This is a genomic window from Sphingomonas populi (genome assembly GCF_004208535.1).
Lineage (GTDB): Bacteria > Pseudomonadota > Alphaproteobacteria > Sphingomonadales > Sphingomonadaceae > Sphingomonas > Sphingomonas populi.
Genome location: NZ_SGIS01000002.1, coordinates 64,456 through 91,112, shown reverse-complemented (window position 1 = coordinate 91,112; position 26,657 = coordinate 64,456). Strand labels below are relative to the sequence as shown.

The 26,657-nt window shown below is 65.6% G+C and carries 21 protein-coding genes; 4 read left to right on the top strand and 17 right to left on the bottom strand.

Features of this window, described 5'->3' with window-relative positions; genetic code table 11:
* Positions 1-31 precede the first annotated feature (31 nt).
* A complete protein-coding gene (locus tag EWE75_RS01765; RefSeq protein ID WP_130154983.1) occupies positions 32-400 on the top strand; it encodes a hypothetical protein in 369 nt (122 codons plus the stop codon).
* Between the two features lie 66 nt (positions 401-466).
* Here the strand turns inward: EWE75_RS01765 and EWE75_RS01760 are convergent, their stop codons facing one another.
* From EWE75_RS01760 to EWE75_RS01690, 15 genes are all read right to left on the bottom strand, one after another.
* Entirely contained in the window at positions 467-856 is a 390-nt protein-coding gene (locus EWE75_RS01760; protein WP_130154982.1) for a response regulator, read from the bottom strand.
* A 64-nt stretch (positions 857-920) separates the two neighbouring features.
* Positions 921-3,383, bottom strand: a complete 2,463-nt coding sequence (locus EWE75_RS01755; protein WP_231708152.1) for an ATP-binding response regulator — start codon at positions 3,381-3,383, stop codon at positions 921-923.
* Positions 3,384-3,454: 71 nt separating this feature from the next.
* Positions 3,455-4,864, bottom strand: coding sequence for an EAL domain-containing protein (locus EWE75_RS01750; RefSeq protein WP_130154981.1), 1,410 nt, complete (start codon positions 4,862-4,864; stop codon positions 3,455-3,457).
* Positions 4,865-5,340: 476 nt separating this feature from the next.
* Positions 5,341-6,507 (bottom strand): acetylornithine deacetylase, encoded by a 1,167-nt coding sequence (gene argE / locus EWE75_RS01745; RefSeq protein ID WP_130154980.1) that lies wholly within the window; start codon positions 6,505-6,507, stop codon positions 5,341-5,343.
* A gap of 49 nt (positions 6,508-6,556) precedes the next feature.
* Positions 6,557-8,038 (bottom strand): efflux transporter outer membrane subunit, encoded by a 1,482-nt coding sequence (locus tag EWE75_RS01740; RefSeq protein ID WP_130154979.1) that lies wholly within the window; start codon positions 8,036-8,038, stop codon positions 6,557-6,559.
* Positions 8,035-9,639 (bottom strand): DHA2 family efflux MFS transporter permease subunit, encoded by a 1,605-nt coding sequence (locus tag EWE75_RS01735; RefSeq protein ID WP_130154978.1) that lies wholly within the window; start codon positions 9,637-9,639, stop codon positions 8,035-8,037. The genes EWE75_RS01740 and EWE75_RS01735 overlap by 4 nt, the downstream gene beginning before the upstream one ends.
* Before the next feature lie 2 nt (positions 9,640-9,641).
* Positions 9,642-10,802: an HlyD family secretion protein gene (locus tag EWE75_RS01730; RefSeq protein WP_130154977.1), complete on the bottom strand. Its 1,161-nt coding sequence runs from the start codon at positions 10,800-10,802 to the stop codon at positions 9,642-9,644.
* Entirely contained in the window at positions 10,799-11,149 is a 351-nt protein-coding gene (locus EWE75_RS01725; RefSeq protein WP_130154976.1) for a hypothetical protein, read from the bottom strand. Before EWE75_RS01725 ends, EWE75_RS01730 begins: the two co-directional genes overlap by 4 nt.
* 8 nt (positions 11,150-11,157) lie before the next feature.
* Positions 11,158-12,609, bottom strand: a complete 1,452-nt coding sequence (locus EWE75_RS01720; protein ID WP_345789363.1) for a flavin-containing monooxygenase — start codon at positions 12,607-12,609, stop codon at positions 11,158-11,160.
* Positions 12,610-12,650: 41 nt separating this feature from the next.
* The gene (locus EWE75_RS01715; protein WP_130154975.1) at positions 12,651-16,907 is read right to left on the bottom strand and encodes a translocation/assembly module TamB domain-containing protein; all 4,257 of its coding nucleotides are present in this window, start codon (positions 16,905-16,907) and stop codon (positions 12,651-12,653) included.
* On the bottom strand, positions 16,907-19,003 hold the full coding sequence (locus EWE75_RS01710) for an autotransporter assembly complex protein TamA (protein WP_130155121.1): 2,097 nt from the start codon (positions 19,001-19,003) through the stop codon (positions 16,907-16,909). Before EWE75_RS01710 ends, EWE75_RS01715 begins: the two co-directional genes overlap by 1 nt.
* 189 nt (positions 19,004-19,192) lie before the next feature.
* On the bottom strand, positions 19,193-19,666 hold the full coding sequence (locus EWE75_RS01705; RefSeq protein ID WP_231708151.1) for a hypothetical protein: 474 nt from the start codon (positions 19,664-19,666) through the stop codon (positions 19,193-19,195).
* Positions 19,663-20,001 (bottom strand): hypothetical protein, encoded by a 339-nt coding sequence (locus tag EWE75_RS01700; protein ID WP_130154974.1) that lies wholly within the window; start codon positions 19,999-20,001, stop codon positions 19,663-19,665. Before EWE75_RS01700 ends, EWE75_RS01705 begins: the two co-directional genes overlap by 4 nt.
* Complete coding sequence (locus EWE75_RS01695; protein WP_130154973.1) at positions 19,998-20,333, bottom strand: phage holin family protein; 336 nt, start codon at positions 20,331-20,333, stop codon at positions 19,998-20,000. Before EWE75_RS01695 ends, EWE75_RS01700 begins: the two co-directional genes overlap by 4 nt.
* Before the next feature lie 25 nt (positions 20,334-20,358).
* Entirely contained in the window at positions 20,359-20,841 is a 483-nt protein-coding gene (locus tag EWE75_RS01690; RefSeq protein WP_231708150.1) for a hypothetical protein, read from the bottom strand.
* 142 nt (positions 20,842-20,983) lie between these two features.
* Here EWE75_RS01690 and eno point away from each other — a divergent pair, with 142 nt between their 5' ends.
* Positions 20,984-22,261, top strand: coding sequence for a phosphopyruvate hydratase (gene eno / locus EWE75_RS01685; RefSeq protein WP_130154972.1), 1,278 nt, complete (start codon positions 20,984-20,986; stop codon positions 22,259-22,261).
* A gap of 51 nt (positions 22,262-22,312) precedes the next feature.
* The gene (locus EWE75_RS01680; protein WP_231708149.1) at positions 22,313-22,657 is read left to right on the top strand and encodes an FtsB family cell division protein; all 345 of its coding nucleotides are present in this window, start codon (positions 22,313-22,315) and stop codon (positions 22,655-22,657) included.
* 146 nt (positions 22,658-22,803) lie between these two features.
* On the opposite strand, the gene EWE75_RS01675 is transcribed toward EWE75_RS01680, so the two are convergent.
* Complete coding sequence (locus EWE75_RS01675; RefSeq protein ID WP_130154971.1) at positions 22,804-23,712, bottom strand: alpha/beta fold hydrolase; 909 nt, start codon at positions 23,710-23,712, stop codon at positions 22,804-22,806.
* Positions 23,713-23,826: 114 nt separating this feature from the next.
* On the opposite strand from EWE75_RS01675, the gene EWE75_RS01670 reads away from it, so the two are divergent.
* Positions 23,827-25,563, top strand: coding sequence for a DUF885 domain-containing protein (locus EWE75_RS01670; RefSeq protein ID WP_130154970.1), 1,737 nt, complete (start codon positions 23,827-23,829; stop codon positions 25,561-25,563).
* Between the two features lie 18 nt (positions 25,564-25,581).
* Here EWE75_RS01670 and EWE75_RS01665 read toward each other — a convergent pair whose 3' ends face one another.
* Positions 25,582-26,598 (bottom strand): LLM class flavin-dependent oxidoreductase, encoded by a 1,017-nt coding sequence (locus EWE75_RS01665; protein WP_130154969.1) that lies wholly within the window; start codon positions 26,596-26,598, stop codon positions 25,582-25,584.
* Between the last annotated feature and the right edge of the window lie 59 nt (positions 26,599-26,657).

Here is a 26,657-nt window from a genome sequence, read left to right as displayed (position 1 = left end):
TACGGTCGCTCAACGATTACAGGACAAAACGATGGCCGACGAGACCACCAAGCCAGCCAGCACGACCAAGACGACCGCGCGCAAGCCGGCAACGGCCAAGACGGCAGCGCCCAAGGCCCCGTCTGCCAAGTCCGCGTCGACCAAATCCGCGCCGACGAAGAAAACCGCATCCAAGCCTGCCCGCGCCAAGGCACTCACCAAGCCGAAAACGACGACGCCCAAGAAAGCCGATGCGAAATCCGGCTGGTCCACCGCCGCGATCGCCGGCGGCGCAGTCGCTGCCGTGGCTGCAGCCGGCGCGGCAGTGTTCGCGCTGCGCAAGCCCAAGGTGATCGAGGACGCCATAGCCAAGGTCGAGGAAGCGGTCGGTCTGGGCGAGACTAAAACCGACGAAGCATAAGTCTATGGGTAGCGCTGGCGGATGGTTGAGCTCGGCTCGCCATCTGCCGGGGCGCAACCCTGGCACTCAGCCGATCATGCCGTCGCCCGTACCCTTGGCGAGCATTCGACCGACCGCATCGAACAGCGAGTCCATCGCGACCGGCTTGAACAGCACCTCGTCGGCGCCAGCGGCGAGGCAGCGTTCGCGCAAGTCGATCGCGGTGTCGGCGGTCAGCACGATGACAGGTACGTCGGCCTTCGCGTCCTTTCGGGCACGGATATGCTTGAGCGCGGTCAGCCCATCCATGCCGGGCATGCGCAGATCGAGCAGGACGATGTTGAAGTCGGTCTCGTCGATCAGCGCCAGGCCGATCTCGGCCGATTCCGCGCCAACCATCGTGGCGCCGGCGACGTCGAGCATGTCGTTGACGACCCGCCGATTCATCGGATCGTCTTCGATGAACAGAATCCTCATGGTCGGGGGCCGGCAATAGGATACGAAAAGGACCGTGCACACTTCATAGCGGCCTCACTACCGATCATACCGCGTGCGTTACAAGCCCGCTTTCGGGCTCAATACGCTCGTTTTGGCTGTATATCAGTTCGGTCAATCGTGCGCCCGCGATCGGTTTGGCCACCAACTGATCGATCCTCGCCGTATCGCCTCGTACATAGGCCTGTGGATCGGGCGCGGACCATAGCAAAGTCGTATACGCTCCTGCCAGGACAGCGGCCTGTCCAATTGCATCCAACGCGCCGGCGATATCGTCGGCCGCCTTGATCGTCGCGTCGTCAATCAACACTTGGGCGACGCCCCCTTCGGCAAGACGCGCGACCGCTTCCGGCGCACTGGCCGCGAACGACACGCTACCCGCATGCGGGGCCAGCACGGCGCGTAGCATTGCGCGCGTGATCGGGTTGCGATCGACGATCAGCAAGCCGTTCGATCCTGTCTCAACGACATGGTCGGCCGCCGCGACACGGATCAGCGGCAGGTCGATCGTGAAGGTCGAACCCTGCCCCTCCACGCTCTCGACAAAGACGTCCCCGCCCATCGCGCGTGCCAGATTTCGGCAGATCGAGAGGCCGAGTCCGGTGCCACCGAACCGGCGCGTCGTGCCGGCATCGACCTGGCGGAAGGACTCGAAGATCAGACCCAATTTGTCGCCCGGGATGCCGATACCGTGGTCGCTCACCGCAATCCGCATCCGCTCGCCCGAACCTTCGGCGGTGGTCGTGACCGCGAGCCGGATCGTGCCCGCATCCGTGAACTTGATCGCATTGGACAGCAGGTTGAAAGCGATCTGACGCAGCCGCGCCGCGTCGCCCTCTATGCCACGCGGCGCGTCGTCGAGGTCCAGCGCAAACCGCAACCCCTTGTCGCGCGCCTGCTCCTGCCACAACCGACACACATCGCGCAGCATCTCCTTGAGATCGAACGGTATCTGTTCGACCGAGAGATTCCCGGTCTCCATCTTCGCCACGTCGAGAATATCATCGACGAGCGCGCGCATCGTGACGCCCGCTGAGTGGACGATGCCGATCCGGTCGCGCAACGCGCCATCGAGCGTCGCATCGGCCAGCATCACCTGAGTCATGCCAAGGATGCCGTTGAGCGGGGTGCGGATTTCATGGCTGGTGGTCGCGAGGAATTCCGTCTTCGCGGCGAGCGCCTTGGCGAGCGCGACGTTGCTCCCGGCGAGATCGACGTTGGCGGCGCGTACCTCGTTACGACTGCGACGGATCACGATCAGGCTGGTCGCCAGCAGCACGACGATGATGACCGTGACAATCCCCGCGCCAACGAAGGTCATCCGCTGCGTCTCGGCGCGGCTGCGCTCGAACGCGTTCTTGCGCGCCAGGTCTTCGTTGCGCAGCTTGGCGATGCGCAATTCCTGGTTCGCGAAATCGAACCGCGCCGCGGCAAGTGCGGTGTTGGTTGACGCGGCAAGCTTGGAGGTCTGGTCGTCGAGGTTCTTCAACGCTTCGAGATGGACGAGCGCTTGCTTCTCGTCGCCGATGCGTTTGAACGCTTGGTAGGCGGTCTCGTGCGCTTCGCGGTCCAAAAGATCGACCCCCGTGAAACCGCGCACGATCAATTCCGCCGCCTTGCCGGCATCGCCGCGCTGAAGCGCAGATCGCGCTGCAAGCGCCCAGAATTGGCCGATTTCGCCGGCGGCATCGGGCGCGTTGCGATAGGCAAAACCTTGCGAGATCGTCCGATCGGCAGCGTCGAGTTGTCCTGCGCGCAACTGGCTGCGCGCGACGTTGCTGAGTACGCGCGCCTCGAATGCCGGACTATGCATTGTTTTGGCGAGCGTGAATGCCTCCCGGAACTGCTGTTCCGCCGCATCGTAGCGGCCGAGTTCTTTGAGCGCATTGCCGCGATTGTTGAAGATCGACAGCAATAATTGCGGATCCGCACTATAGATGTCCCGTGCCTGATCGTAATACCGTAAAGCAGTTTGATAGTCTCCCGCTTCCTGATAAAGTAAAGCGATGCTTAGCAGCGCAATCGCACGACTTCGCGTTTCGCCGAGATCACGAAACAGATTGTGTGCTTGCTGGTAATCGGTAAGCGCCGCAGCGACCTGCGCGGTTGCGGTGTGCAGACCACCGCGCGAAAGCAGGATGTCACCCGTCAACTTGGTCGCTGGTCCGGCCGCCGCAGCGGTGGCGAACGCCTGATCGATCAGCGGTCGCGCATGCACGACATCGCCGAGCCGCAAATAGGCCTCGCCTTGCAGCCACTGCGCGGTGGCGACGCCCGTCGCGCGGCGGCTCGCAGGCAGCACGTCGGCGACCTGTTGCGCGGCCTTGGCCTTGTCGATCGCCTGCGCCGGATTGACCAGCATCGCCGCCTTGGCATCCGCGACCAGCGCATCAAACTGATCTCCAACGCTCGCTGCTTGCGCGACAAGCGGGTGCAGGAACAACCCACAGCACAGCATGACCATGCACATTAAGCGCGTCGCACGACTGTTGAGATTGGCGATGCCCATCATGCCATCTTAGCCGATCACCGTTAATAGGCCGCTAAACGCGCATTCGTCAGCGTGTCGAAATCACGCGCTCAGCCGGTCCGCCAGAAGCTCGCCGGGCGCTTGAACATCGACTGGCGGAGATCGCCGCCAAGCTGGAGATTGTCGTCGCGCAGGAACTGGCGAAACGCCTCGATCGAAACGGGACGGCTGATGAGATACCCCTGCACCATGTCGCAGCCCATCACCGACAGCAAGGCAAGCGCGGCCTGTGTCTCGACTCCTTCGGCGGTAACTTCCATCTCAAGCGCATGCGCGAGATCGATCGTGGACCGCACTATCAGCGGATCACGATTGCTGCTGGTGAGTTGCAGGATGAACATCTTGTCGATCTTCAGTTCGCGCGCCGGCAGTTGCTTGAGATAGGCGAGCGAGGACAGTCCCGCTCCGTAATCGTCGATCGCGATGGTGATGCCGACATCGTCGAACCTGCACAGATTGGCGATGGCGCTCTGCGGATCGCGGATCACCGCGGTTTCGGTGATCTCGAAGCCGATCCGCACACCGCCCGCGCCGACTTTGTGGCATGCTTCAGCAACGAACTCAGCATCGCCGAGCAACTGCCCGGAAATGTTGATGAAAATGGTGAGGTCTCGACCATCGCCACGCAGTGTCTTCTGATCGGCGATCACCTGATCGAGCGTCCAGAGCGTCAGCGCGCTGATCTGACGGGCTTCTTCCGCAATGGTGATGAAGTCGCCCGGCAGGATCAATCCTCGCCGCGGATGCTGCCAGCGGATCAACGCTTCCGCACTCGATATCGCCTGCCGGCGGACGTGGACCTTGGGCTGATATTGCAGGAACATCTCGCCATTGGCGATCGCCGCTGGCAATTCACGGATCAACGAGAGCCGGTCAAACGCGGGGGTGCCGTCCGACAGATCGCGAACGACCGTGCAAAGCTCGATACGCGCCTGTTCGAGTGCGCCCTCGGCCTCCTCAACGAGGCGGACATCCTCGGTGCTGCCGACCGGCGCGGCGGCGGCGGCGAGTAGGATCTCGACGCGGTGAAGTTCGCCATCAAGGTCGAAAGGTGAGTCGAAGGCGGTGCGTAGTACCTCGACGGTGGCTTCGATGGCGGCGAGGTCGATACCGCCGAGTTCGAACTCCGCGACAGTCCGACCGGCTCCAAGAGACCGAATGCCGGGCACCCAATCAGATGCGCGATCGATGAGATCGAGCACCAGTCGATCCGCGCGGGGCCGGCCGAGGTGGCGGCGCAAGCCCGCGAAGTTGGCGACCTCGGCGAGCACGATCCCCTGCCACGCCAGTATCGCGACCGGAGCGTCGGACCCAGCGGCGAGCGGGCGCCTATAGCCGCCGTTGGTGGTGTCCCGAATCGGTAAGCCGACTGCGCGTGCCTCGCCGCGCTCGGAGAGCAAGCCGCCATGCGGAGCGGTCGAAGCGCCGAAGACATGCTGGATCTGAAGAGCTCGCGCCATGTGCGTAGACATACCGGCGAGCCTTGAAGGAACCGTTAAGCGCGGCTCCCAACATGTGGGAAGGCGGCCAAACCAAATTGTAAAATGCTTAATTTTTTGTTAAGGATCAAGTCGCCCAACTGGGCACATAAGGGAGAAAGCAATGCTGCGTTTCATTCTCGCGCTGATCTACGGCAACAACATCCGTCCTTGGTAAATTTCTGACCCGGCCCGGCGCTCTGCGAAATAATCTTGTATTTACAGGATTTTAGCATTGTGCCGGGACGGACTTTCTGTTCCGCACCGCCTCCGTCCTCGTTACAGAATCGCCGGCATATCGGTGTTTCGAAGCGTTCAAGCCGCCGCGTCGGCATATCTGCGCAGGTACTCAAGCTAGGTTGGCTGCGCTTGAGGATTGCGTCCCATTCTGGGATTCGTTACGATAGCGTTACGCCGTCAGCTAATTAGATCGCCAACCGAACCGCGCGTCTCCGGCCTTATCGTAACGCTTCATCGAGCCGCGCCATAAACGCTGCCCCCCGCTCAAACTGCGCGACCTCCAGATATTCGTTTGGCTGATGCGCCTGCTCGATCGAGCCGGGGCCGCAAATGATCGTCGAGAAGCCAGCCTCCTGAAACTGCCCGGCCTCCGCCGCATAGGAGACCACCCGCGGCGCGCCATTGTCGCCCGCCAGCCGCCGCGCGAGCGCCTCGGCAGGACTATCCGGCTGAAGCGCGAACGACGGCGTCAACGAACGCCGCACGATCTCCACGCCGGCATCTGCGAAGCGCGCGCGCATCGCCGCATCCTCGGCCGCGCACAGCGCCTCAAACGGCGCGATGATCGCCTTGGGATCGATGCCGGCCGGCGTGCGCAGGTCGAACACGAACACGCACTCGCGCGCGAGGATGTTGACCGCAGTGCCGCCGTGGATCGTCCCGATCGTCAGCGTGGCGTGCGGCGGATGATAAGGCGAGTGCGGCTCAGCGCTGCACTCCAGTTGGGCGGCGATCTCGGTGAGCGCGTGCATCAGCTTCACCGCGACCATGTTGGCCGACACGCCGAGATGCGTCAGGCTCGAATGCGCCTCGTGCCCGCGCACCGTGACGACCCAGCTTGCGATGCCCTTGTGCCCGCTCACCACCTCCATGTTGGTCGGCTCGCCGACGATCACCGCGAGCGGCGGCGGCAGATCGCGCACCAGTTCGCGGATCATCGACGGCGCGCCGAGGCAGCCGACCTCCTCGTCATAGGAAAACGCAAGGTGCAGCGGCCGTGCCACGCTTCCGCGCGCCACCTCCGGCACGATCGCGAGCGCAAGCGCGATGAAGCCCTTCATGTCGCACGTCCCGCGCCCGTACAGCCGGTCGCCGCGCCGGGTCAGCGTGAAAGGATCGCTCGCCCAGTCCTGCCCATCGACCGGCACGACATCAGTATGCCCCGACAGCACGACTCCGCCCGCCACCGCCGGGCCGATCGTCGCGTAGAGATTGGCCTTGCACCCGTCATCATTGGCAACGCGGTGCGAAGCGATACCGTGTTCGCGCAGGAAATCCTCGACATAACCGATCAACGCGAGGTTCGAATCCCGCGAGGTGGTATCGAACGCGATCAGCCGTTCGAGGTGCGTCAGCGCGGCGGCGGCGATGTGCGAGGTGTCCATTGGGGCACCTTACCGGGTGTTCGAGGCAGGTCAAAACACCGTGCGGGCGCTACGGCGCTGCCGGCGCGGTCTCCTCCCAGCCGCCACCGATCGCCTTGAACAGCGATGCGGTGTCTTCGCGCAATTGCATGTCGCTGGCGGCGACCTGTTCGCGCGCCGAGGCGACCCGGATTTGCGCATTGAGCAGTTCGTCCTGCGCGACGAAGCCGGTGCGATAGCGCGCCTCGACCGACCGGGCGCTGCGCTCCTCGTCCTTGACCGCGCGCTTCAGTGCCGCGTTGCGCCGGCGTTCGGCGTCGATCCGGGCGAGCGGGTCTTCGACGTCACGCAGCGCGCCGAGCACGGTCGCCTTATACTGCGCATAGGCTTCCTCGGCCTGAGCCTTGCGGATCGCGACGGTCGCCTTGCGGCGGCCCCAGTCGAGCAGCGGGAAGTTCACGCCGCCAGCCGCGCTCGCCTGCAAGCTGTCAGAACTGAACAGGTTCCCGAGCGAGGTGGAGAGCAGCTCGCCCAGGCCGGTCAACTGGAACTTGGGATACAGATCGGCGACCGCGACGCCGATATCGGCGGTCGCGGCGGCGAGGTTGCGCTCGGCGGCGCGAATATCGGGGCGTCGCCGCAATAGGTCCGACGGCAATCCGGCCGGTACATCCGGCAGACCCAGCGTCGCACCGGGCGCAGCACTCAATTCGGCATCGAGCGTCTCGGGCGCCTCGCCAAGCAGGATGCCGAGCGCGTGGATGCGCGTGCGGACATCCGCTTTGAGCGGCTCCAGCCGCGCTTGCAGCGTGGTCAGCGAACCGCGCTGCCGTGTCACGTCGCTCTGCGGCACCAGGCCCGCGCGCGCGACATGGCCGGCAATCGCCAGCGCCCGCTTCTCGCGTGCGATTTCATCGGTGACGATCGCGATCTGGGTCTGGTCGAGCCGCAGTGAGAAATAGGCCTGCGCGACTTCGGCGGCGAGCGTCACCGCCGCGTCGCGCTGGTTCCACACCGCCTGCTCGGTCCGCGCGACCGCGCCCTCGACCTGACGACGACCGCCACCGAACAGATCGATCTCCCAACTCGCGTCGAACCCCGCCGCATAGGTGGTGATGCCCGTGCCGGGCAGCGCGATCCCGCCACCAGACCCGCTGCCGCCCGAAGAACCACCCGAAAACAACTGCGCGATCTGCGAGATCCCGCTGTTCTTGCTCAGCTCGATATGTGTGGCGTTCCCGGTAGCATCGACCGTGGGACGCCCAACGCCCCGCGCCGCCACTTCGGACAGTCGCGCCTGCTGCACGCGCGACGCGGCTATCGCGATATTCGGACTGCCCTTCAGCGCGCGCTCGACGAGGCCGTCGAGCTGTGGGTCACCAAACGCGCTCCACCAGCGCGCCGGGTCCACGCCCACGCCGGGGATCTTGCCCTGCGCTTCGGAGAAGCTCGCCGGCACCGGCATATCGGGTGCGTGATAGTTCGGGCCGACGGTACAGGCGCTCGCCAGCAGCGCCGCCGCCAAAGTGGCCAGCGTGGATTTTCGGATCAATGCGCCATCCCTTCGCCACCGCCGCCGCCCGTTTTGCTGGGCCGCATCAGAAACACCACCGGCGCGACCACCAGCACAATCAGCATCAGCGAGCGGAACACGTCGAGGAACCCGAGCATCGCCGCCTGCCGCTGCACCTGACTGTACAGCACCGCGAGCGGGGTCGTCGTATCGCCGACGCTCCCGAGCGTGCTTTGCGCTTTGCCAAGCCAGTCGGTGTAGTTCGCGTTGAGCGGATTGAGCGGCTGGACCAGTTCGGATTGGTGCCGCTGCAACGAACCCGCCAGCATGGATTGCGATGCGGAGATGCCGATCGTGCCGCCCAGATTGCGCGCCACGTTGAGCAGGCTCGATGCTTGCGCGGTCTTGTTGCGCGGCAGCCCCGCATACGCGACCGCGTTGATCGGGATGAACAAGAAAGGCAGCCCGATCGCCTGGATCATACGCGCAAAGGCCGCATCGCGAAAACTGATGTCAGCCGACAGATGCGACATGTGCCACAATGCAAACGCTTGGAGCAGAAGCGCCGGAAACAGCAGCGCCCGCACGTCCACCACCCCGCTCATCCGCCCTGCGACCGGCACCATCACCAATGTCGCGAAGCCGCCTGCGGTGAGCGCGAGGCCGGCATCGAACGAACTGTAGCCGAGCACCTGCTGGAGCATCTGTGGAATGAGCTGCGTGGTGCTAAACATGATCATACCGATCAGCCCCATCACCAGCAGCGTCGCCGCGAAATTGCGGTTCCGCAGCAATTTGATATCGACCACCGGATCGTCGTGCTGGCTTTCCCACAGAACCAACCCGATCAGCGACACCGCCGCGATCGCGGCGGTGGTGACGATCAGCCCGCTCGAAAACCAGTCCTCGCGCTCGCCGCGATCGAGCGTGAGTTCGAGGAAGCCGAGCCCCAGCGCGACGAGCAGTACGCCGATATAATCGATGCGAATGCCGTGTTTTATAAGGGCGGCGCGGTCCTTCTTGATAGCCTCCGGCTCATCGACGAAGATGTACACCGCGATCATCGACAGCAGGCCGATCGGCACGTTGATGAGGAAAATCCAGTGCCAGCTCACCGATTCGGTGATGTAGCCGCCGATCGTCGGCCCGAACACCGGCCCCACCACCACAACAATCGCGAAGGCGGCGAACGCCATGCCGCGCTGCGCGGGCGGGAAGGTATCGGCGAGCATCGACTGCTCGACCGGCGCCAGCCCGCCGCCACCGATGCCTTGCAAGACACGCGCGATCACCAACGTGGTCAGGTTCGGCGAGATCCCGCACAAGAACGAGGAAATCGTAAACAGGCCGATCGAGATCATGAAATAGCGCTTCCGCCCAATCACGTCGGACAACCAGCCGCTGATCGGAATCACGATCGCGTTGGCGACGAGATAGCTGGTCAGCACCCACGTCGCCTGATCGCTCGAAATCGACAGCCCACCGGCGATATGATCGAGCGAGACGTTGGCGATCGAGGTGTCGAGCACCTCCATGAAGGTCGGGATGCTGATGAGCGCGACGATCAGCCACGGGCTGTACGGCCCCGCCGCAGACCGTGTCGCATCCCATCCGTCCTTGCGCGGGGCCGCGCTCGCCACGCTCAGCGCACCTTGACGGTGGGGATGACCGACATGCCCGGCCCGATCGGGTATTTGCGCGGATCGGGCGAATCCTTGTCGCCGCGGTCGAACTCGATCCGCACCGGCACGCGCTGTACCACCTTGACGTAATTGCCGGTCGCGTTCTGCGCCGGCAACAGCGCGAACGCCTGCCCGGCGCCGCGCTGAACCGAGTCGATATGGCCGTGGAACTTGATGTCGGGATACGCATCGACCTTGATCTCGACCGGCTGGCCGATCTTCATGTCGCGGAGCTGCGTTTCCTTGAAGTTCGCGGTGATCCAGACGTGATCGGGCACGATCGCCATCAACTGCGTGCCCGGCCCGACATAGGAACCGACATTGACCTGACGGTTGACCACCTGACCCGCCACCGGCGCGGTGAGCCGCAGATAGCCGAGCGTGACGTTCGCCTGTTTCACCTGCGCCTGACGCGCACCGATCACCGCCTCCGACGCGGCAACCTGCCGTCTTGCGACCTCGACCTGCGCTTGTGCGCTGGTGATCTCGCGGCGTGCGGCGTCAGCGGCGGCGGCTGCGGAGCGTGCGGCGGCGCGCGCCGCATCGAGCTGCTGCCCGGCGACCGCCTGCGCGTCGATCCGCTGCAACGCTTCGTAACGGGCGAGATCCTGCGCCGCCTTCTGCGCATCGGCGAGTGGCCCGCGCGCCTGATCCTCCGCCTTGGCCGCAGCGGCCTGCGCGGCGACGACCTGCGCGCGCGATTGCTCGACCTGCGCCTGCGCCTGACTGACGTTGGCCTGCGCTTCCGCCAGCGATGCTTCGGGGCCATTGGGCTGGATCACCGCGAGCAGCCGGCCCGGCGTGACGTGACGATTGTCGAGATCGGCGACCTGAATCAGCGTGCCGGCGACGTTGGGCGCGATCCGCACGATATGCGCGTCGACGAAAGCATCGTCGGTCGATTCATATTGTCGCGCATCGAGGAAGTAGAAGGTGCCGATGATCGCGAACACCGCGACCACGCCGATGACGCCAAACCAGAACAAGGGGCGCGTGAGCAACGACGGCTTCTGCGGCACATCCTCGCCGGCAGTCTTTTGCTCCGGCGTCTGATCTGCGCGGCGATCCTCGTCGCGGTCATCGGGTCCGGTGTCGGAGTGCTGGGCCTGATCTTCGGTCATGCGGTCTCCTGACATTCGGCACGCGGCCGGTCGAGCGTCGCGTCTGTGCTGAGGACGACGTGGTGTGCGTGAAATGCGGTGAAGGCGGCTGCGGGATACAAACCGTCCTCGCAGCCATCATGATGTCCTGGCGCTGGCACCGTTAAGCCGGTCGCGCCCGATATGCCACGCGCATGCACGCCGGCGAGACGCTGCTCGACAAACGCACGAATCGCCATGCCGGAAAGCCACCCCTGAACCATCACCCCCCGCCCTAATCGTTCAAACAAACGCGGCAACGCATTTGTGCAGTGCGGTAATTTTTTGGGAACGCCTCGCGCCCGTGTCGGTTCCCGCGCGCGAATCATGATCCGACTCAATTCGGATTGGAGAATTCAAGCTCGCGATCGATCTGGCCGAACCGCAACCCGAGCATATCCGCCACGTAATTGTGGCGCATCCGCCAGGGCCGCCGGTCGGCCTGCGTGGGCAGCTTGCCCGCCGCCCGCGCGATGTAGCCAGACGTGAAATCCACGAACGGCAGCGGTGACACTGGCGTAGCGCCGAGCCGCGGCGTGACCTGCCGCATCCCACGCCGGCGCATCGTGTTGAGCAACCGGCAAACATAGCCGCTGGCGAGATCGGCACGCAGCGTCCACGACGCGTTGGTATAGCCGAACACGAGCGCGAGGTTCGGCACGTCGCTGAACATCACCCCTTTGTAACTGTAGCATGTGGCGAGATCGACAGCCTCGCCATCCACCGACAGCGTGATGCCGCCAAGCAGCAGGATTTCAAGTCCGGTCGCGGTGACGATGATGTCAGCGGGTAGCTCCACCCCCGATTCGAGCGCCACACCATCGCGCGTGAACCGCGCCACCCGGTCGGTCGCCACTGCCGCCTTGTCTGCTTTGATCGCCTTGAACAGATCGCCATCGGGAACGAGGCACATGCGCTGGTCCCACGGATCGTAGCGCGGCGTGAAATGCGTGGCGACATCATAGTCAGGTCCAAGCCGCGCTTGCGCCATCGCCGCGATCTTCGTTCGGGTGGCGGCGGGGCGCCAGCGCGCCAGCCGGTAGAACGCCATCTGCACCAATATGCTCCGTGCGCGGATGACCCGGTGCGCGAGCCGAGCCGGCAGCCACGCCCGCATCCGCTGCGCGAAGATATCCTCGGCAGGCATCGCCACCACATAGCTCGGCGAACGCTGGAGCATCGTCACATGCGCGCCTTTCTCCGCCAGCGCGGGCACCAAGGTCACCGCCGTGGCACCGCTGCCGATCACGACGACGCGCTTGCCGCTCACGTCGAGATCGGCGGGCCAGAATTGCGGATGGACGATCCGCCCCGCGAACGAGTCCACACCCGCGAAAATGGGCGTGTGCCCGCGCGCATAATCATAATAGCCGCTGCACGCGAGGAAGAACGCGCAGGTGAACGTGCGCGCGCCCTCCGGCGTATCGACCTCGACCGTCCAGACCGCATCCGCGCTCGACCACGCGGCGCTGCGGATGCGATGGCCGTAGCGGATATGGCGATCGATCCCGAACGTGCGCGCCGTCTCGCGGATATAGTCGCGGATTGATGCGCCATCGGCGATTGCCTTCGCGCCGGTCCAAGGCCGGAAGCCATAGCCGAGCGTGAACATGTCCGAATCCGACCGGATGCCGGGATAGCGGAACAGATCCCAAGTGCCCCCGATCGCACTCCGCGCTTCGAGGATCACGTAAGAGCGATCCGCGCATTCGGTCTGCACATGATAGCCCGCGCCGATCCCGGATAATCCGGCACCCATCACCACCACGTCGAAATGTTCTATCGCCAAACCCGCCTCCACCGGCGCGGCGATAGGTCATCGCGCGCCGATCAGAAATCCCTCTTATAGCGAACGCTCACGTTCGATCCGCCGAAGGTGCCCGCCTGCGACAGCGCGCTCAGCCCCTTGGTCAGCGCGATCTCCAACTGCGTGGCGGTGAAGCCGCGCGCGTCGGTGATGATCTCCACATAGATGTTCTTGGTGATGTACTTGCCCGCCGCCAGCGACGTGCCCTGGCCGGTCGCCTTGTCGCCGCCGACGATGCGCAGCCGGTCGAACCCGGTCGCCGAACGCAACTTGCCGAGCGGGTTGAGACCACCGCCGCCGCCGCGCAGCGAATTGAGCGCTGCGGCCAACTGGATCGCCTCGGTCGCCGAGAGATCGGTGACGGAGGTGCCGAACAGCAGCCGGCTCAACACTTCGTCCTGCGGCAGCGTCGGCGTCGAGGTGAAGGTGATCTGCGGATGCTGGCCGGTGCCGCCGATCGCGATGATCGCCGATACGGTATCGACCGTGGTGGACGCGCTGATGTCGAGCTGCGGATCGGATAGCGCACCGCCGTTGAAGCGCACGATGCCGCGATCGATATCGAAGCGCTTGCCCGAGAAGGTGTAGGTGCCGCGCACGATCGTCGCGTTACCGACGATCTTCGGGTTCGCCGAACTGCCGGTGATACGCATGTTCGTCGACCATTCGGATTCCAGCCCCATACCGCTGACGAACAACTGGTCCGCCGCGCGCACGCGAATGTCGAGCTGGAACAGCCCGACCGGCGCGGCGGCGGGCGACGCCTGCCCGGCGGCGGCCTTCACCAGATCGCTCTTGCGGCGCACGCCGGTCAGTTCGAGCACCTCGGCCTGCCCCTGCGTGACGATCTCGTAGCGCGCGTTGGGAATGCGGATGTCGCCGGTGATCTGGCCGCCCGCCGCCTTGCTGTTGGTGATCTTGATCGTGCCGCTCGCGGTCGCGCCGAGCGCATCGCTCTTGGCGAGCTGTGCCTTGTCGAGTGTCGCCTGAATGTTGATCGGGAAGCCCGCATCCGCCGCGAAGCCGACCGACCCCTGCGCCTGCACCGTACCGTCGCCTGCCTTCGCGCTCATCTGCGTGATTTCGAGCCGGTCGTTGGTGAAGCGGCCGGCGATCTTCATGTTGGTCAGCCGCGTACCGTAAGTGTCATTGTCATAGGTGAGATTGTCGGCGCGGATCAGCCCGTTGAGCTGCGGTGCCGAGACGCGCCCGGAGAAATCCGCCGCCACCGCAATCGGCCCGCTCAATTGCTGGTCGGCGAGACCGGCGAGCGAGAACAGCACCGCCGACGGGCCGTTGTAGCGGATACCACCCGCCAGCGGCGCCGACATCAGCCGTGTCGTCCAGCTTCCCGAACTGGAGCCGAGCGGCCGCAGCGTTGCGACCATCCGGCCCACGGTCGTCCCGCCGCGCGTGATGATCGCGCGTGCGTCGCCGCCGTCCGTCAGCAGCTTGCCGACGAACACGATGCCGACCGGCTCCGATACAGTGGCAAGGCTCGACCGGGTGAAATTGGCGATGTTCAGGCGTGCGGTCGCCTGCGGGAAGCTCGCGCCGGTGGGCTGGCGGAAGTCCACCCCGCCGGTCGCCGTGCCGCCGAGTCCGAGGTTGGGCACCAGCGCGTTGACCATCGACAGGTCCATCCGGTCCAGCCGCGCCTGCACGGTCATGCCCTTGCCGTAGCTGCCAGCGATCCGCGCCGACCCACCGCCCGCGCCGCCGAAGTCGATCCGGGTCGGCTGGAGCGTGTAGCTGCCGCCGTTGATGGCGATCCGCGCCGGATTGACGGTCTTGAAGTCGATACCGTTGGCCTGGCCCTGCAGCGCCGCCAGCCACAGCTTGGGGCTGAGCTTCGCATTCGCCGCCAGCCGGAACGGCACCCCGCTCGACCCGTTGGCGAGCAGTTGCGCGGTGCCGGCACCACCCGCGTAATTCACCTTGGCGCGCGCCGCAGTGATGACCGCCGCGCCGTAGCGAAGGTTGCCGATCTGCGCATCCGCGATGATCTGCGGCGCCTTTGGATACAGGATCGCCTGCGCCTTGATGATCGCGCGGCCAATCGTGAACGCGGTCGCACCCGGAATCTTGGCGTTGGTCGCGGTCGCGGCGATGTCGGCCCGCTGCACCGATCCTTGCGCGCCGAGCACGGCTGCACCGGCGATGCCCGATCCGGCAAACTGCACACGCCCGGCGAACGGACCTGCCTTGAGCTGCTGAACCTTGCCCTGTGCAACAACGCCGGCGAACTGGACGCGGCGGATATCGACGGTCAGCGTCGGCGCGGTCGCGGCGACCACGTCGGCGGTGAACGGCCCGTAATCGGTGCCGCCCTTCGCCACGATCGCATAGGCCGAGCCGGTCCCGCGCACCTGCGCTTCGAGATTGACGAGCCCCACGCCGACGCCGGGGCGCGGCGCGCGCAGCAGCACCACCGGCTTGGCAGCCGTACCCGTCACCCGCGCCGTCAGCGGGCCATATTGCTTCGAAAAGGCATCGGCGTTGACGAGCAACGGCCCGGCCGGATCGTAACGCCCCTCGCCGCGCGTCACTGAGAAATCGGGCGCGGCGAGCTTGAGGTTGCGGAACGTGATGATGCCGCTCGGATCATAGCCGACATCCGCCTTCACGATCGCATTGCCGCCGAGGAAGTTGCGCGCGCCTTCGTTGAAGATCTGCGAGGTCCGCGCGACGACATGGCCGGTGATGCCGAACCCGCCCTTGGGCGCGGTCACCAGCTTGGCGTCGGTGGCGAGGCTGACGATGCCGAAGCCCTCGACCCGGTAATTGTTGACCTTGCCGTTGAGCGCACCGCGATACGTGCCGGTCGAAAGATCGGCGACCACCAGCGCGGTCGCGTCGATCTTCGACGAGCGGATGCGCAGATTGTCCGAGAGTACCTTGTCGCCCGAAATCGCGAAGCTGCCGTTGATCGCGACGTTCTGGAGCAGGCCGCCCGCCGCCGCGTTCAGCCCGACCACACGCGACGCGCGCGCGTTAACCGGGATCAGGATGTGCTTGGCATCGACCGTCGACAGCCCCGAGGCATAGACGTTATCGACCCGGATCGCGCCAAAACCGATCGACGCGCCCTGCACGACGTAATTGACGGTCGGCGTCGCGAACGGCCCGTCGAACACCACGCTCGCCGCCACGTCGCGACCGTTGAGATTGGGCGCGATCGCCCCCGGCGTCAGCAATTTGGCATCGACCTTGAGCTGGCCGAACTTGCTCGCGGCGAGATCGAGCCGCCCCTGCCCCGCCAGCGCGAGCGCGGCGGAACGGAGCGTCAACTTGGTATCGACGACGCGCTTGTTCATCACCGCGTCGAGCGCGATGTCGAGCTGAGGCGCGGTCAGCCGCGCGACCGGGTTGGCCGGGGTGGCCGTGTCCTTGGGCGCGCCGCTCGGATACAGGCCCGGGTGAGCGTTACCGCGCAGCTTGAACGTACCGTCATTGGCGGTCAGCGTGAGATCGGCGAGCGAGGCGCCGCCGAGCGTACCGGCGATCTTGCCGTTCCACGCTTTCCAGCTTCCCTTGCCGCCGATCGTCAGGTCGAGCGGCGCGGTCAACTTGCCGATCGTCGCGACGACGCCGCCCGCCGGCGCAGCGAGCTTGGCATCGATGTCGAGTTTGTTGTCGTCGGGCACAGCATCGAGCTTCACCGCCAGCCGGTCGCCCCCCGCGATACCCTGCCCGGCGAGCGCCAGGACATTCGCCGTCACCTGCGCACGCCGGTCGGCGATATGCGCAAGCCCGTCGATGGCGAGGATATGCGCCTGCCCCGTAACCGGCTTCTGCATCACGAACCGATCGATCTTGAGCCGGCCGACATCGATGTCGATGCTCGGCAGTGTCGGCGCATTGGGATCGGTCGGCGTCGGCTTCATCGCCGGCATCCGCGTCATGGTGATGAGCTGCGCGGTCGCGCTCTTTACGTCGGCATGGTTGTTGACGAACGCGAACGGACGCCAATCGACCGCGATCGCTGGCGAGGTCAGGAACACGCCCTGCTGGTCGCGCACGCGCACGTCGCGCAGCACCATCGCACCATAGATCGATCCGTCGATCCGCCCGACCGTCACATTCAGGCCCGACGCGAGCGTATAGCCGCCGATCGTATCGGCGAGAAAGCGCCGCCCCGGCTGGGTGTTGATGCCGAACACCAAAGCGACGACGAGCAGCGCCAGCACCGCGAGCGCAACACCTATCCATTTGAGGATACGCTGCCACAGCGGCGCGCGCACGATGATGATCTGCTCGGAGGGGGCTTCGCTGGCCATCAGAACGCCTGCCCGATCGAGATGTAGAGGGCTATCAAACCGTCGCCCTTGCGCTTGTTGAGCGGCGTCGCGACGTCGAGGCGCAGCGGGCCGAAATTGGTGTAGAACCGCCCGCCGATGCCCGCGCCGAAGCGCAGATCCTGCCCCTTGGGCAACACGCCTTCATAGCTGTTACCGCCATCGAAGAACGGCACGATGCCGAAATTGCCGAAGCGGTATCGTGCCTCCAGCGAGAATTCGTTGAGGCTGCGCCCGCCGACCGGGTTGCCGGTCGGATCGAACGGCCCGAGCCGCTGATAGCCATAGCCACGCACCGACCCGCCACCGCCGCCGTAATAGCGCCGCGACGGTGCGAGATCGTCGCGCGAGATGCCGGCGATCGAGCCGGCGCGAACCCGCCCGGCCAGCACGATGCTGTCGCTGATCGGATAATAGCCGCTCACCTCGGCCAGCGAACGGACATAGGGGCTGATCTTGCCCTGCACCGATGTCTCGGGGCTGAGGCTCAACTTGACGCGGTATCCCTTGGTGGGATTGAGCAGGCTGTCGGTGGTGTCCCACTGCGCCTGGCCGGGCAATGCGGCGATGAAATAGGTGCGCCGCACGTCGCGCGCGCGGCCGAAATCGTACACGCTTTCGTTGGTGCCGGTCAGTTCGACGCCAAGCGCCCAGGTGAATTTCTTCTGCCAGATCGGCGTGGAATCATACGACATCCGCGCGAACACCGTGCCGGTGAAGGCGTTATACGCATCGTAATTCGAATGGTCGGCGGTCACGCCCGCGCTGAACGTGCGGTCGCGTTTGCCAGCGTTCGATCGCTTGAAGGTCGCGCCGGCACCCTGTTCCTGCGAGCCGCCGACCACGTTGAGAATCAGCGCGCCCTCGGGCGGGAACAGGTTGCGGTTGGTGAAGCTGCCTTCGAGCTTGAACCCCTCCCCGGTCGAATAGCCGCCGCTCACCGACAGCGACCGCTTCGGGCCGGCGACCTGCCGCACGAGCAGATCGACCTGCTCGGTGCCGTCCGGCCCCGGCTTGCCGGTCTTGACCGGCTCGACCGATGCGGTCGAGAACAGTCCCGTCGCGATCAGCGCCTGGCGCAGATCATCGACCTTGCGGCTGTCATAGATCTGCCCCGGCTTGAACCGCGCCAGCACGCCGACATGATGCGCGTCGAACGCCAGCTTGCCCGTCGTCGTATAACCGCCGAACGAGGCACGCGCGCCGGTGTCGATCGGCAGGGTGTAATCGCCGGTGGTGGTCAGTTCGTCGAGCAGGATATCCCGCTGGCCGACCTTGGCGAACGGATAGCCGTTCTGCGGCAAGACCGTCGCGATATTGGCCTCGGCACCCTGCACGCGCCCGGCCTCGATCGGATCGCCCGTCTTGAGCGCGAGCGCGTTGGCGATGAGGTCAGGCGGCACGGTCGGCTGCGCATCGACCTTGACCGTGCCGAGATGATAGAGCTTGCCCGGCGTCGCATTGATGAGCGCGCGCACGCGGCCTGGGTCGTTGGGAATGGTCTCGATCGTGCCGACGGCGGTGCCGTCGTAATACCCGGCCGCGCGCATCACCCGCCCGGCAAGCTCCCCATCCTCATGCGCGCGCGCCGAGACGACTGCGGCGTTGGCGGCTTTGCCCTTGCCCTTGAGCACCCAATGCGCCTTGAATTCATCTTCTAGGCCGACCTTGTCGAGGCCGGTGACGACGGTTTCGTAGCGAATCTCGGGGTTCTTCTCGGCCTTGTCCGCCACGGTGACGAGCGGCGTCGCGTCGAAGCTCGCCAGCGGCGGCAATGGCTGGTCGAGGTCAGCCGGGGCCGGAACAGCGGTCGCAGGGTTCGTCGCAGGCGGGGCCGTGGCGGTGGCGGTGGCGGTCGCAGCCGGCGGAGTCGCAGCCACGGGAGGCGGCGTGCCGACCGGCTCGAGTGTCATCGGCTCCAGCGGCGCGTTGATGTCGCTGCTCAGCGGCGGAAGCGCCTTGTCGAACTCGGAGTCGGGCACGATCGGCTGCTCTGCCGCGGAATCAGCGGACTGCGTCGCGACGCTCGGAGCCGGGACTTGCGGCATGGGCTGAGCCTGTTGCGGCGCGGCACCCATTACCGCGATCGCCAACCAACTTGTCGATAAACTCGGCGCGATCAAACGGTTCTGCCCCCATGGTCGAAGCAGACCTTCATGGTTCCACCCCAGTTACCTGCCAACGCGCCGCGCGGGAATTGGTTTCATGCTAAACGTTGCTGAATACGGCGCGACGCAATCCCCTTTTTGTCGCGCCGTTTCAAAGCCTTATTCTTTGTCTTTGGCGCCCTTCGCGGCCGAGACCCCGGCGGTGGCGAGTGCCGTAAGTACGGTGATCAGAAGCTTGCCGGCGGTATCGCTCGCCGCCGCGCGGCTGAGGCCGATGCCGGCGAGTTCGGCCTTGCCGGCCTCCTTGGCCGCTTCCACCGCGCCGCGCGCAGTATCGGTCAACTTGCGGCCGACGGGTTTGAGCAGCTTGGTCTCACGGTCGCCGCGCGGGATCAGCGCACCGGCAAGCACGCCGAGCGCGACACCGCCGACCAGCACGGAAAGCGGGTTCGCCTCGATTCCCTCGGCGGTTTTCCGCGCCGTCTCGCGCGCGGCTTCGCCAGCCGTCGCCAGCGCCTTGTTTGCCGATTCCTTGGCGGAATCCAGCGTGGTCTCGATCGTGTCGAGGATGGTCGCTTTCGCCGGCGCGGCGTCCGACTCTTCGATCGTCAGGGCGTCATCGGTCTGGGTCATTGCGGCTTTCCTTTCGTACCCTCACGGGCGGTATGCGTGATAGAATGCTTCGACGCGGCCTTGGTATCCTTGTGCCGACGCCGGAACAGCGCCAGCACCGGCCGGCGCGCGATCAGCAGCCCGGCCGCCGCGAGCGCGCCCGCGACGATGCCGGGGTTACGCAGCGCCGCCCCGGCCGCCGCCTCGCCCTGCTCGCGCAGGCCATCGGCAGCCTTCCTGGCGATGGAGCGCGGATCGACCCGCTCGCGCAGCGCCGCGACCGAGCCTTCCAGCCGCATCTTCGCGAGCCGCGCGCGCTCCTGCGCGGCCGCGACGCTATCGACGGGATCACTCATGGTTTCGCACCCTTATTGCTGATGATCGACACGGCGATCCACACGAGCACGCCCGCCACGAGCAGCGCTCCGCCCACCGTGATCACCGTCGCCCAGATCGGCCCAAGCGCCTGCGCGATGCTCAGGATGATGCCGACCAGCAACGCGATGATCGCGGCGTGCGCGATCACCAGTGCGGCCACACCCAGGATGGCGGCGGCGCGATAGTCGGCCACCGCCTTGAGCGCACGGGCGCGCAGAACGCCGATCTCGGCGAGCACGAACGCCTTGGCGTCCTCGACCAGCCGCGAGATCAGCGTGCCGATGCCGTCATCGGTGGAGTCTTCGGCCATGCTTCCCCCAAACGCGCTTGGTCAATCAGGCCTGATCGACCGTGTCCGGGTTCAGCCCCGACGCGACCAGCCGCGCCAGCACGAAGCCGATCGCCGCCGCCGTGCCAATCGCGATCGCCGGGCTTTTCTGGACGAAGCCACGGGCATCCTCGATCAGATCCTCGAGCTGCTTGGCCTTGAGCTGTTCGGAGAAGCTGCCGATCGTCTCGGCCGCGGTCCGCGCATATTGGCCATATTGCGGGCCGACCTTCTCATCGACGGTATCCGCCGCGTCCGAAATCATCTTGGTCAGCTCGTCGAGCGCACCGCCCGCACGCGCCTTGCCATCCTCGGCGAAGGTCCGCGCCCGGTCGGTCGCTTCCTTGGCGAGCTTGGCCGCGCCATCCTTCAGTGTCTGCGTCACGTTCGGCGTTTCCGCCTCAGCGGTGGTCTTCGCGGACGGCTCACCATCGATCGGTGCGTCGTTCAGCACGCCGGGGGTCGGTTCAGTTACGGTCTCATCGGCCATGACATGCCCTTTCTAAATCCATTACGGCCTCAACCGGCGGGGCAAGGCGCGGTTCCATTACGGCAACGAATTGCCGCCTGCGAATATTGCCGATACAGGCTGCGCCAAGCACGCCAGACGCCAACGATAGAAGGATCGTTTCGTGACCGCAATCATCGACATCCACGCCCGCCAAATCATCGACAGCCGCGGCAATCCTACCGTCGAAGTCGATGTCATGCTCGAAGACGGCAGCTTCGGCCGCGCCGCCGTTCCCTCAGGCGCGTCGACCGGCGCGCATGAAGCGGTCGAGCGCCGCGACGGCGACAAGAGCCGCTGGTCCGGCAAGGGCGTGCAGGGCGCGGTCGATGCGGTCAACGACGACATCGCCGACGAGGTGGTCGGCCTTGACGCCGAAGACCAGGCCGATGTCGATGCCGCGATGATCGCGCTCGACGGCACCGAGAACAAGGGCCGGCTCGGCGCCAACGCCATCCTCGGCGTCAGCCTCGCCGTGGCGAAGGCGGCGGCGGATGCGCGCGGGCTGCCGCTCTACAAGTACGTCGGCGGTGTCTCGGCGCATGTCCTGCCGGTGCCGATGATGAACATCATCAACGGCGGCGAACATGCCGACAACCCGATCGACTTCCAGGAATTCATGATCGTGCCGGTCGGCGCGTCGTCGATCTTCGAGGCGGTGCGCTGCGGGTCGGAGATTTTCCACACGCTCAAGAAGGGCCTGCACGACAAGGGCCTCGCCACCTCGGTCGGCGACGAAGGCGGTTTCGCCCCCAACATCGCCAGCACCACCGACGCGCTCGACTTCATCATGTCGTCGATCGAAAAGGCCGGCTACACCCCCGGCGACGACGTGATGATCGCGCTCGATTGCGCCGCGACCGAATTCTACAAGAACGGCAAGTACGACATTTCGGGCGAGGGCAAGATCCTCGATAGCCACGAGATGGCCGGCTACCTCGCCGATCTCGTCGCACGCTATCCGATCTTCTCGATCGAGGACGGCATGAGCGAGGACGATTGGGAGGGCTGGAAGGCGCTCACCGATCTGATCGGCGACAAATGCCAGTTGGTCGGCGACGATCTGTTCGTCACCAACCCCAAGCGCCTCAAGCGCGGCATCGACGGCGGCTACGCCAACTCGCTGCTCGTCAAGGTCAACCAGATCGGCACGCTCACCGAGACGCTCGAAGCCGTGTCGATGGCGCAGCGCGCGCGTTACACGGCGGTCATGTCGCACCGTTCGGGCGAGACCGAGGATTCGACGATCGCCGATCTCGCCGTCGCCACCAACTGCGGCCAGATCAAAACCGGCAGCCTCGCCCGCTCGGACCGGCTCGCCAAATACAACCAGCTTATCCGCATCGAGGAAGAGCTTGGCGACGCGGCGGTGTATGCTGGCCGCGGCGTGCTGCGTAAATAGTTACGCAAATCGTAAGAATACTATTGATTCGGGGTTGATCCGCGAGTCGCGATGCGCGAGAATCGCGACATGGTAAAGCGTACAACCCCGAAACGGACGTCGTTCCGTACGGTCCTGCGAAAAGCGGGGCCGCCGGCGGCCTTGCTGACCGTGGGCGCCTTCTTCGGCGCCTACGCGATCATCGGCCCGAACGGCGCTTTGGCCTATGGCGACATCGAGAAACATCTCGAACGCAAGCGCATGGAGTTGGCTTCGCTCACCAAGCAGCGCGAAGTGCTCAAGAACCGCGTCGCGCTGCTCGACCCGAAGAACGCCGATCCCGACATGGTCGACGAACTGGTCCGCAAGGATCTGAACGTCGCGCACCCGGACGAAGTGATCGTCCCGCTGAAATAACCGTCGCGAAATCGCGTCGCCCCGGCGAAGGCCGGGGCCGCTGCGTAACGGGGCGAGCCGCCCGATCCACACGCAACGGCCCCGGCCTTCGCCGGGGCGATGATCATAAAATGCACCTACGGCTACCCGCAGGCGCACTCATCACATCACGGCATGATCGGCGCAAGCTGCGGGTTGAGCAACTGCTCGCGCTTGAGTTCCTCTTCGAACGTCGCTGCATCTTCGATCGTCGGCTTGTGGCCGAGGAAGGTCAGCAGGTCGCGCGTGAAGCGATCGCTTTCGGTGATCGTCAGCGCATGCGGCGCGCCGTCATATTCGACGAGTTGCGACTGGCCGATCGCCTTGGCGGCAACCCGTGCGGTCGCATCGATTGGCACGGTCTTGTCGGCGGTGCCGTGGACGATCAGCGTCGGCACACTGAACGCCGACAGATCGGGCCGGAAATCGGTGAAGCTGAACGATTCCGCACACGCCAGGACGGGCTTCAGCCCGGCGAGATTGGCGGTCTGCTGCGCCCAGGCGAGCACCTCGTTGCTGACCGGCGAGGAGATGAAGCCCATCCCGAAGAACTGCTTGAAGAACGTCGCGAAGAACCCGTAGCGGTCGCGCTTGATGCTCTCGACGATCTCGGTCAATTGCTCGACCGGCGCGCCGTGCGGATTGTCCTCGGCCTCCGGCATGTACGGCACCACCGACGAGATCAGCCCGGCGCCGATCACGCCCTTGCCGCCATGCCGGCTCATGTACCGCGCGACCTCGCCGCCACCCATCGAGAAGCCGACCAACGTGGCATCCTGCGCGCCCGTCGCATCGAGCACGTCGGCGAGATCGTCGGTCAGCGTGTCGTAATCATAGCCCGAAAACGGCTGGCCCGACCGCCCGAATCCGCGCCGGTCATACGCGATGGCACGGAAGCCCGCGTCGGCGAGCGCGAGCGCCTGCGCGTCCCAACTGTCCGACGACAGCGGCCAGCCGTGGATCAGCACGACCGGACGGCCCTCGCCCCAGTCCTTCACATACAGGTCGGTTCCGTCGCGAGTCTTGATATACGGCATCGGTCATCTCCATCGGATTGAAGCCAGAACGATCCGGCCAGAACCCCGTTCCCGGGGCTGGCGCGCGCCACCGCAAGCTGCCAGCATCGGCACGCAACCCGAATCGGAGTGTCCATGCGTACCATCTGGCTGGCCAGCGCCGCCGCCCTTGCCCTCGCGGGCTGCACCGCCAAGGCCCCTGCCCCGTCCGCCACCGCCGTAACGCTCGCGCCGCTGCCGACCGGGAACTGGACCGCGTTCCGTGACGCCTTCATCGAGGATTGGTTCAAGGTCTCGCCAGCCGACGCGGTCTATCAGGGCCGCCACGATTTCGACGGTGGCCTCGGCGACTGGAGCGACGCCGGCCTCAAGCGGCAGGGCGATTTCCTGCGCGATGCGGTCGCCAAGGCGAAGGCGTTCGATCCCGCGAAGCTAGACAAACAGGCCGCGTTCGAACGCGACTATCTGATCACCGTCGCGCAGGGCAAGTTGTTCTGGCTGGAGGATGCCGACCAGCCGCACCACAATCCATCATGGTATGTGAACAGCGGTCTCGACCCCAACGTCTATATCGCCCGCAACTACGCCGATCCCGCGACGCGGATGCGCGCGATGATCACGATGCTGCACAAGATCCCGCAGGCCGCCGCCAACATCCGCGCCAACCTCAAGACGCCGATGCCCGCGAGCTACATCGACTTCGGCACGGCGGCGTTCAAGGGCTTCGCGGATTACTACAGCAACGACGCGAAGAAGGCGTTCGCTGGTGTGAAAAGCCCGGCGTTGCAGGACGAATACGCCAAGACCTCGGCAGCCGCCACCAAGGCAATGAACGATCTCGCTGCATGGCTCGAGAGCCAGCGCCCAACCGCGACGCAAGGCTTCGCGCTCGGCGCCGATCGCTTCTCGCGGATGCTGAGCATGACCGAGGGCGTCGATGTCCCGCTCGACACGCTCGAAGCGGCTGGCAAGGCCGATCTCGAACGCAACCGCAAAGCGCTGGTCGCGGCGTGCGCGGACTATGCGCCGGGCGCGACCGTGCCGGCCTGCATGACCAAGGCCAATGCCGACAAGCCCGCCAACAACGATCCGGTCGCCGAAGCGCGCAAGCAAATCCCCGAACTGCGCGCGTTCGTGCTGGCGAACGACATCGTCTCGATCCCGGATAATGAGCAAGCGCTGGTCGAGGAAAGCCCACCCTATAACCGGCAGAACTCCGCCTATATCGATCCGCCAGGGCCGTTCGAGAAAGGCATCCCCTCGGTCTATTACATCTCCCCGCCCGATCCGGCGTGGAGCAAGCAGGTCCAGCTCGATTTCATCCCCGGCAAGAACGACCTGCTGTTCACCACCGTGCATGAGGTGATGCCCGGCCACTTCCTCCAGTTCCGCCACGCCAACCATTCACCGTCTTTGTTCGGGCGGCTGTTCGTTGGCTATGCCTTCGCCGAGGGCTGGGCGCATTATGCCGAGGAGATGATGTGGGAAGCGGGCCTCCACAAAGGCGACGCCGAGACGCACATCGGCCAGCTTTCCAATGCTTTGCTGCGCGATTGCCGCTATCTGTCGGCGATCGGGATGCACGCGCGCGGCATGACTCAGGAACAGTCCCGCAAGATGTTCGTCGAGCAATGCTATCAGGACGAGGGCAACGCCCGCCAGCAATCGGCGCGCGGCACCTATGATCCGGCCTATCTCAACTACACGATGGGCAAGCTGATGATCCGCCGCCTGCGCGACGACTGGACCGCCAAGCACGGCGGCCGCGCCGGCTGGAAGGCGTTCCACGACACTTTCCTCAGCTTCGGCGGGCCACCGATCCCGCTGGTGCGCAAGGCGATGCTCGGCGGCGACGGCAAGGCGGTCTTCTAGGCCGCCTTGCCCCCAAGCTCAGCGCCAGCCGAGTGCCGGCGCGATGTGCGTCAGGATGGCGTCGAGGACGTGCGCGTTGTAATCGACGCCGAGCTGGTTGGGCACCGTCAAAAGCAGCGTATCAGCCTCGGCGATCGCCTCGTCCTCGCGGAGCTGCTTGACGAGCGCATCCGGCTCGGCGGCATAGGAACGGCCGAACACCGCGCGCATATCGCCGATGATGCCGATCTGGTCGCTGCTATCGCCACGCCCGAAATAGGCGCGGTCACGGTCGTTCATCAGCGCGAAGATCGAGCGCGACACCGAGACGCGCGGCTCCCAATCGTGCCCGGCGGCCTTCCACGCCTCTCGGTAGAGGCGGATTTGCTTGGCCTGCTGGACGTGGAACGGCTCGCCGCTTTCGTCGGCCTTGAGCGTCGAGCTTTGCAGGTTCATGCCCTGTTGCGCCGCCCACAGCGCGGTGGCGTTGGCGCCAGACCCCCACCAGATCCGCCGCCGCAGCCCGGCCGAATGCGGTTCGAGCCTGAGCAGCCCGGGCGGATTGGGGAACATCGGGCGCGGCGCGGGTTGCGCGAAGCCCTTGCCGTCGAGCAGATCGAGGAACACCTCGGCATGGCGGCGGCCCATGTCGGCGTCGCTCTCACCCTCGGCAGGCGCATAGCCGAAGTGCCGCCAGCCTTCGATCACCTGCTCGGGCGAACCCCGGCTGATACCGAGCTGGAGCCGCCCGCGCGAGATCAGATCGGCCGAGCCGGCATCCTCGACCATGTACAACGGATTCTCGTAGCGCATGTCGATCACGCCGGTGCCGATCTCGATCCGGCTGGTCTTCGCACCGACCGCCGCGAGCAGCGGGAACGGCGAGGCGAGTTGTTGCGCGAAATGGTGGACGCGGAAATACGCACCGTCGGCACCAAGTTCCTCGGCGGCGACCGCGAGGTCGATCGATTGCAGCAGCACGTCCGAGGCCGAGCGCGTCGCCGATTGCGCGGAGGGCGTCCAATGGCCGAACGAGAGAAATCCGATGCTCTTCATGGCGAATGTCCTTGCGTGTCGCGCCTCAGGTCGCCCCTCGCCCGCGTTAGCGCAACCCC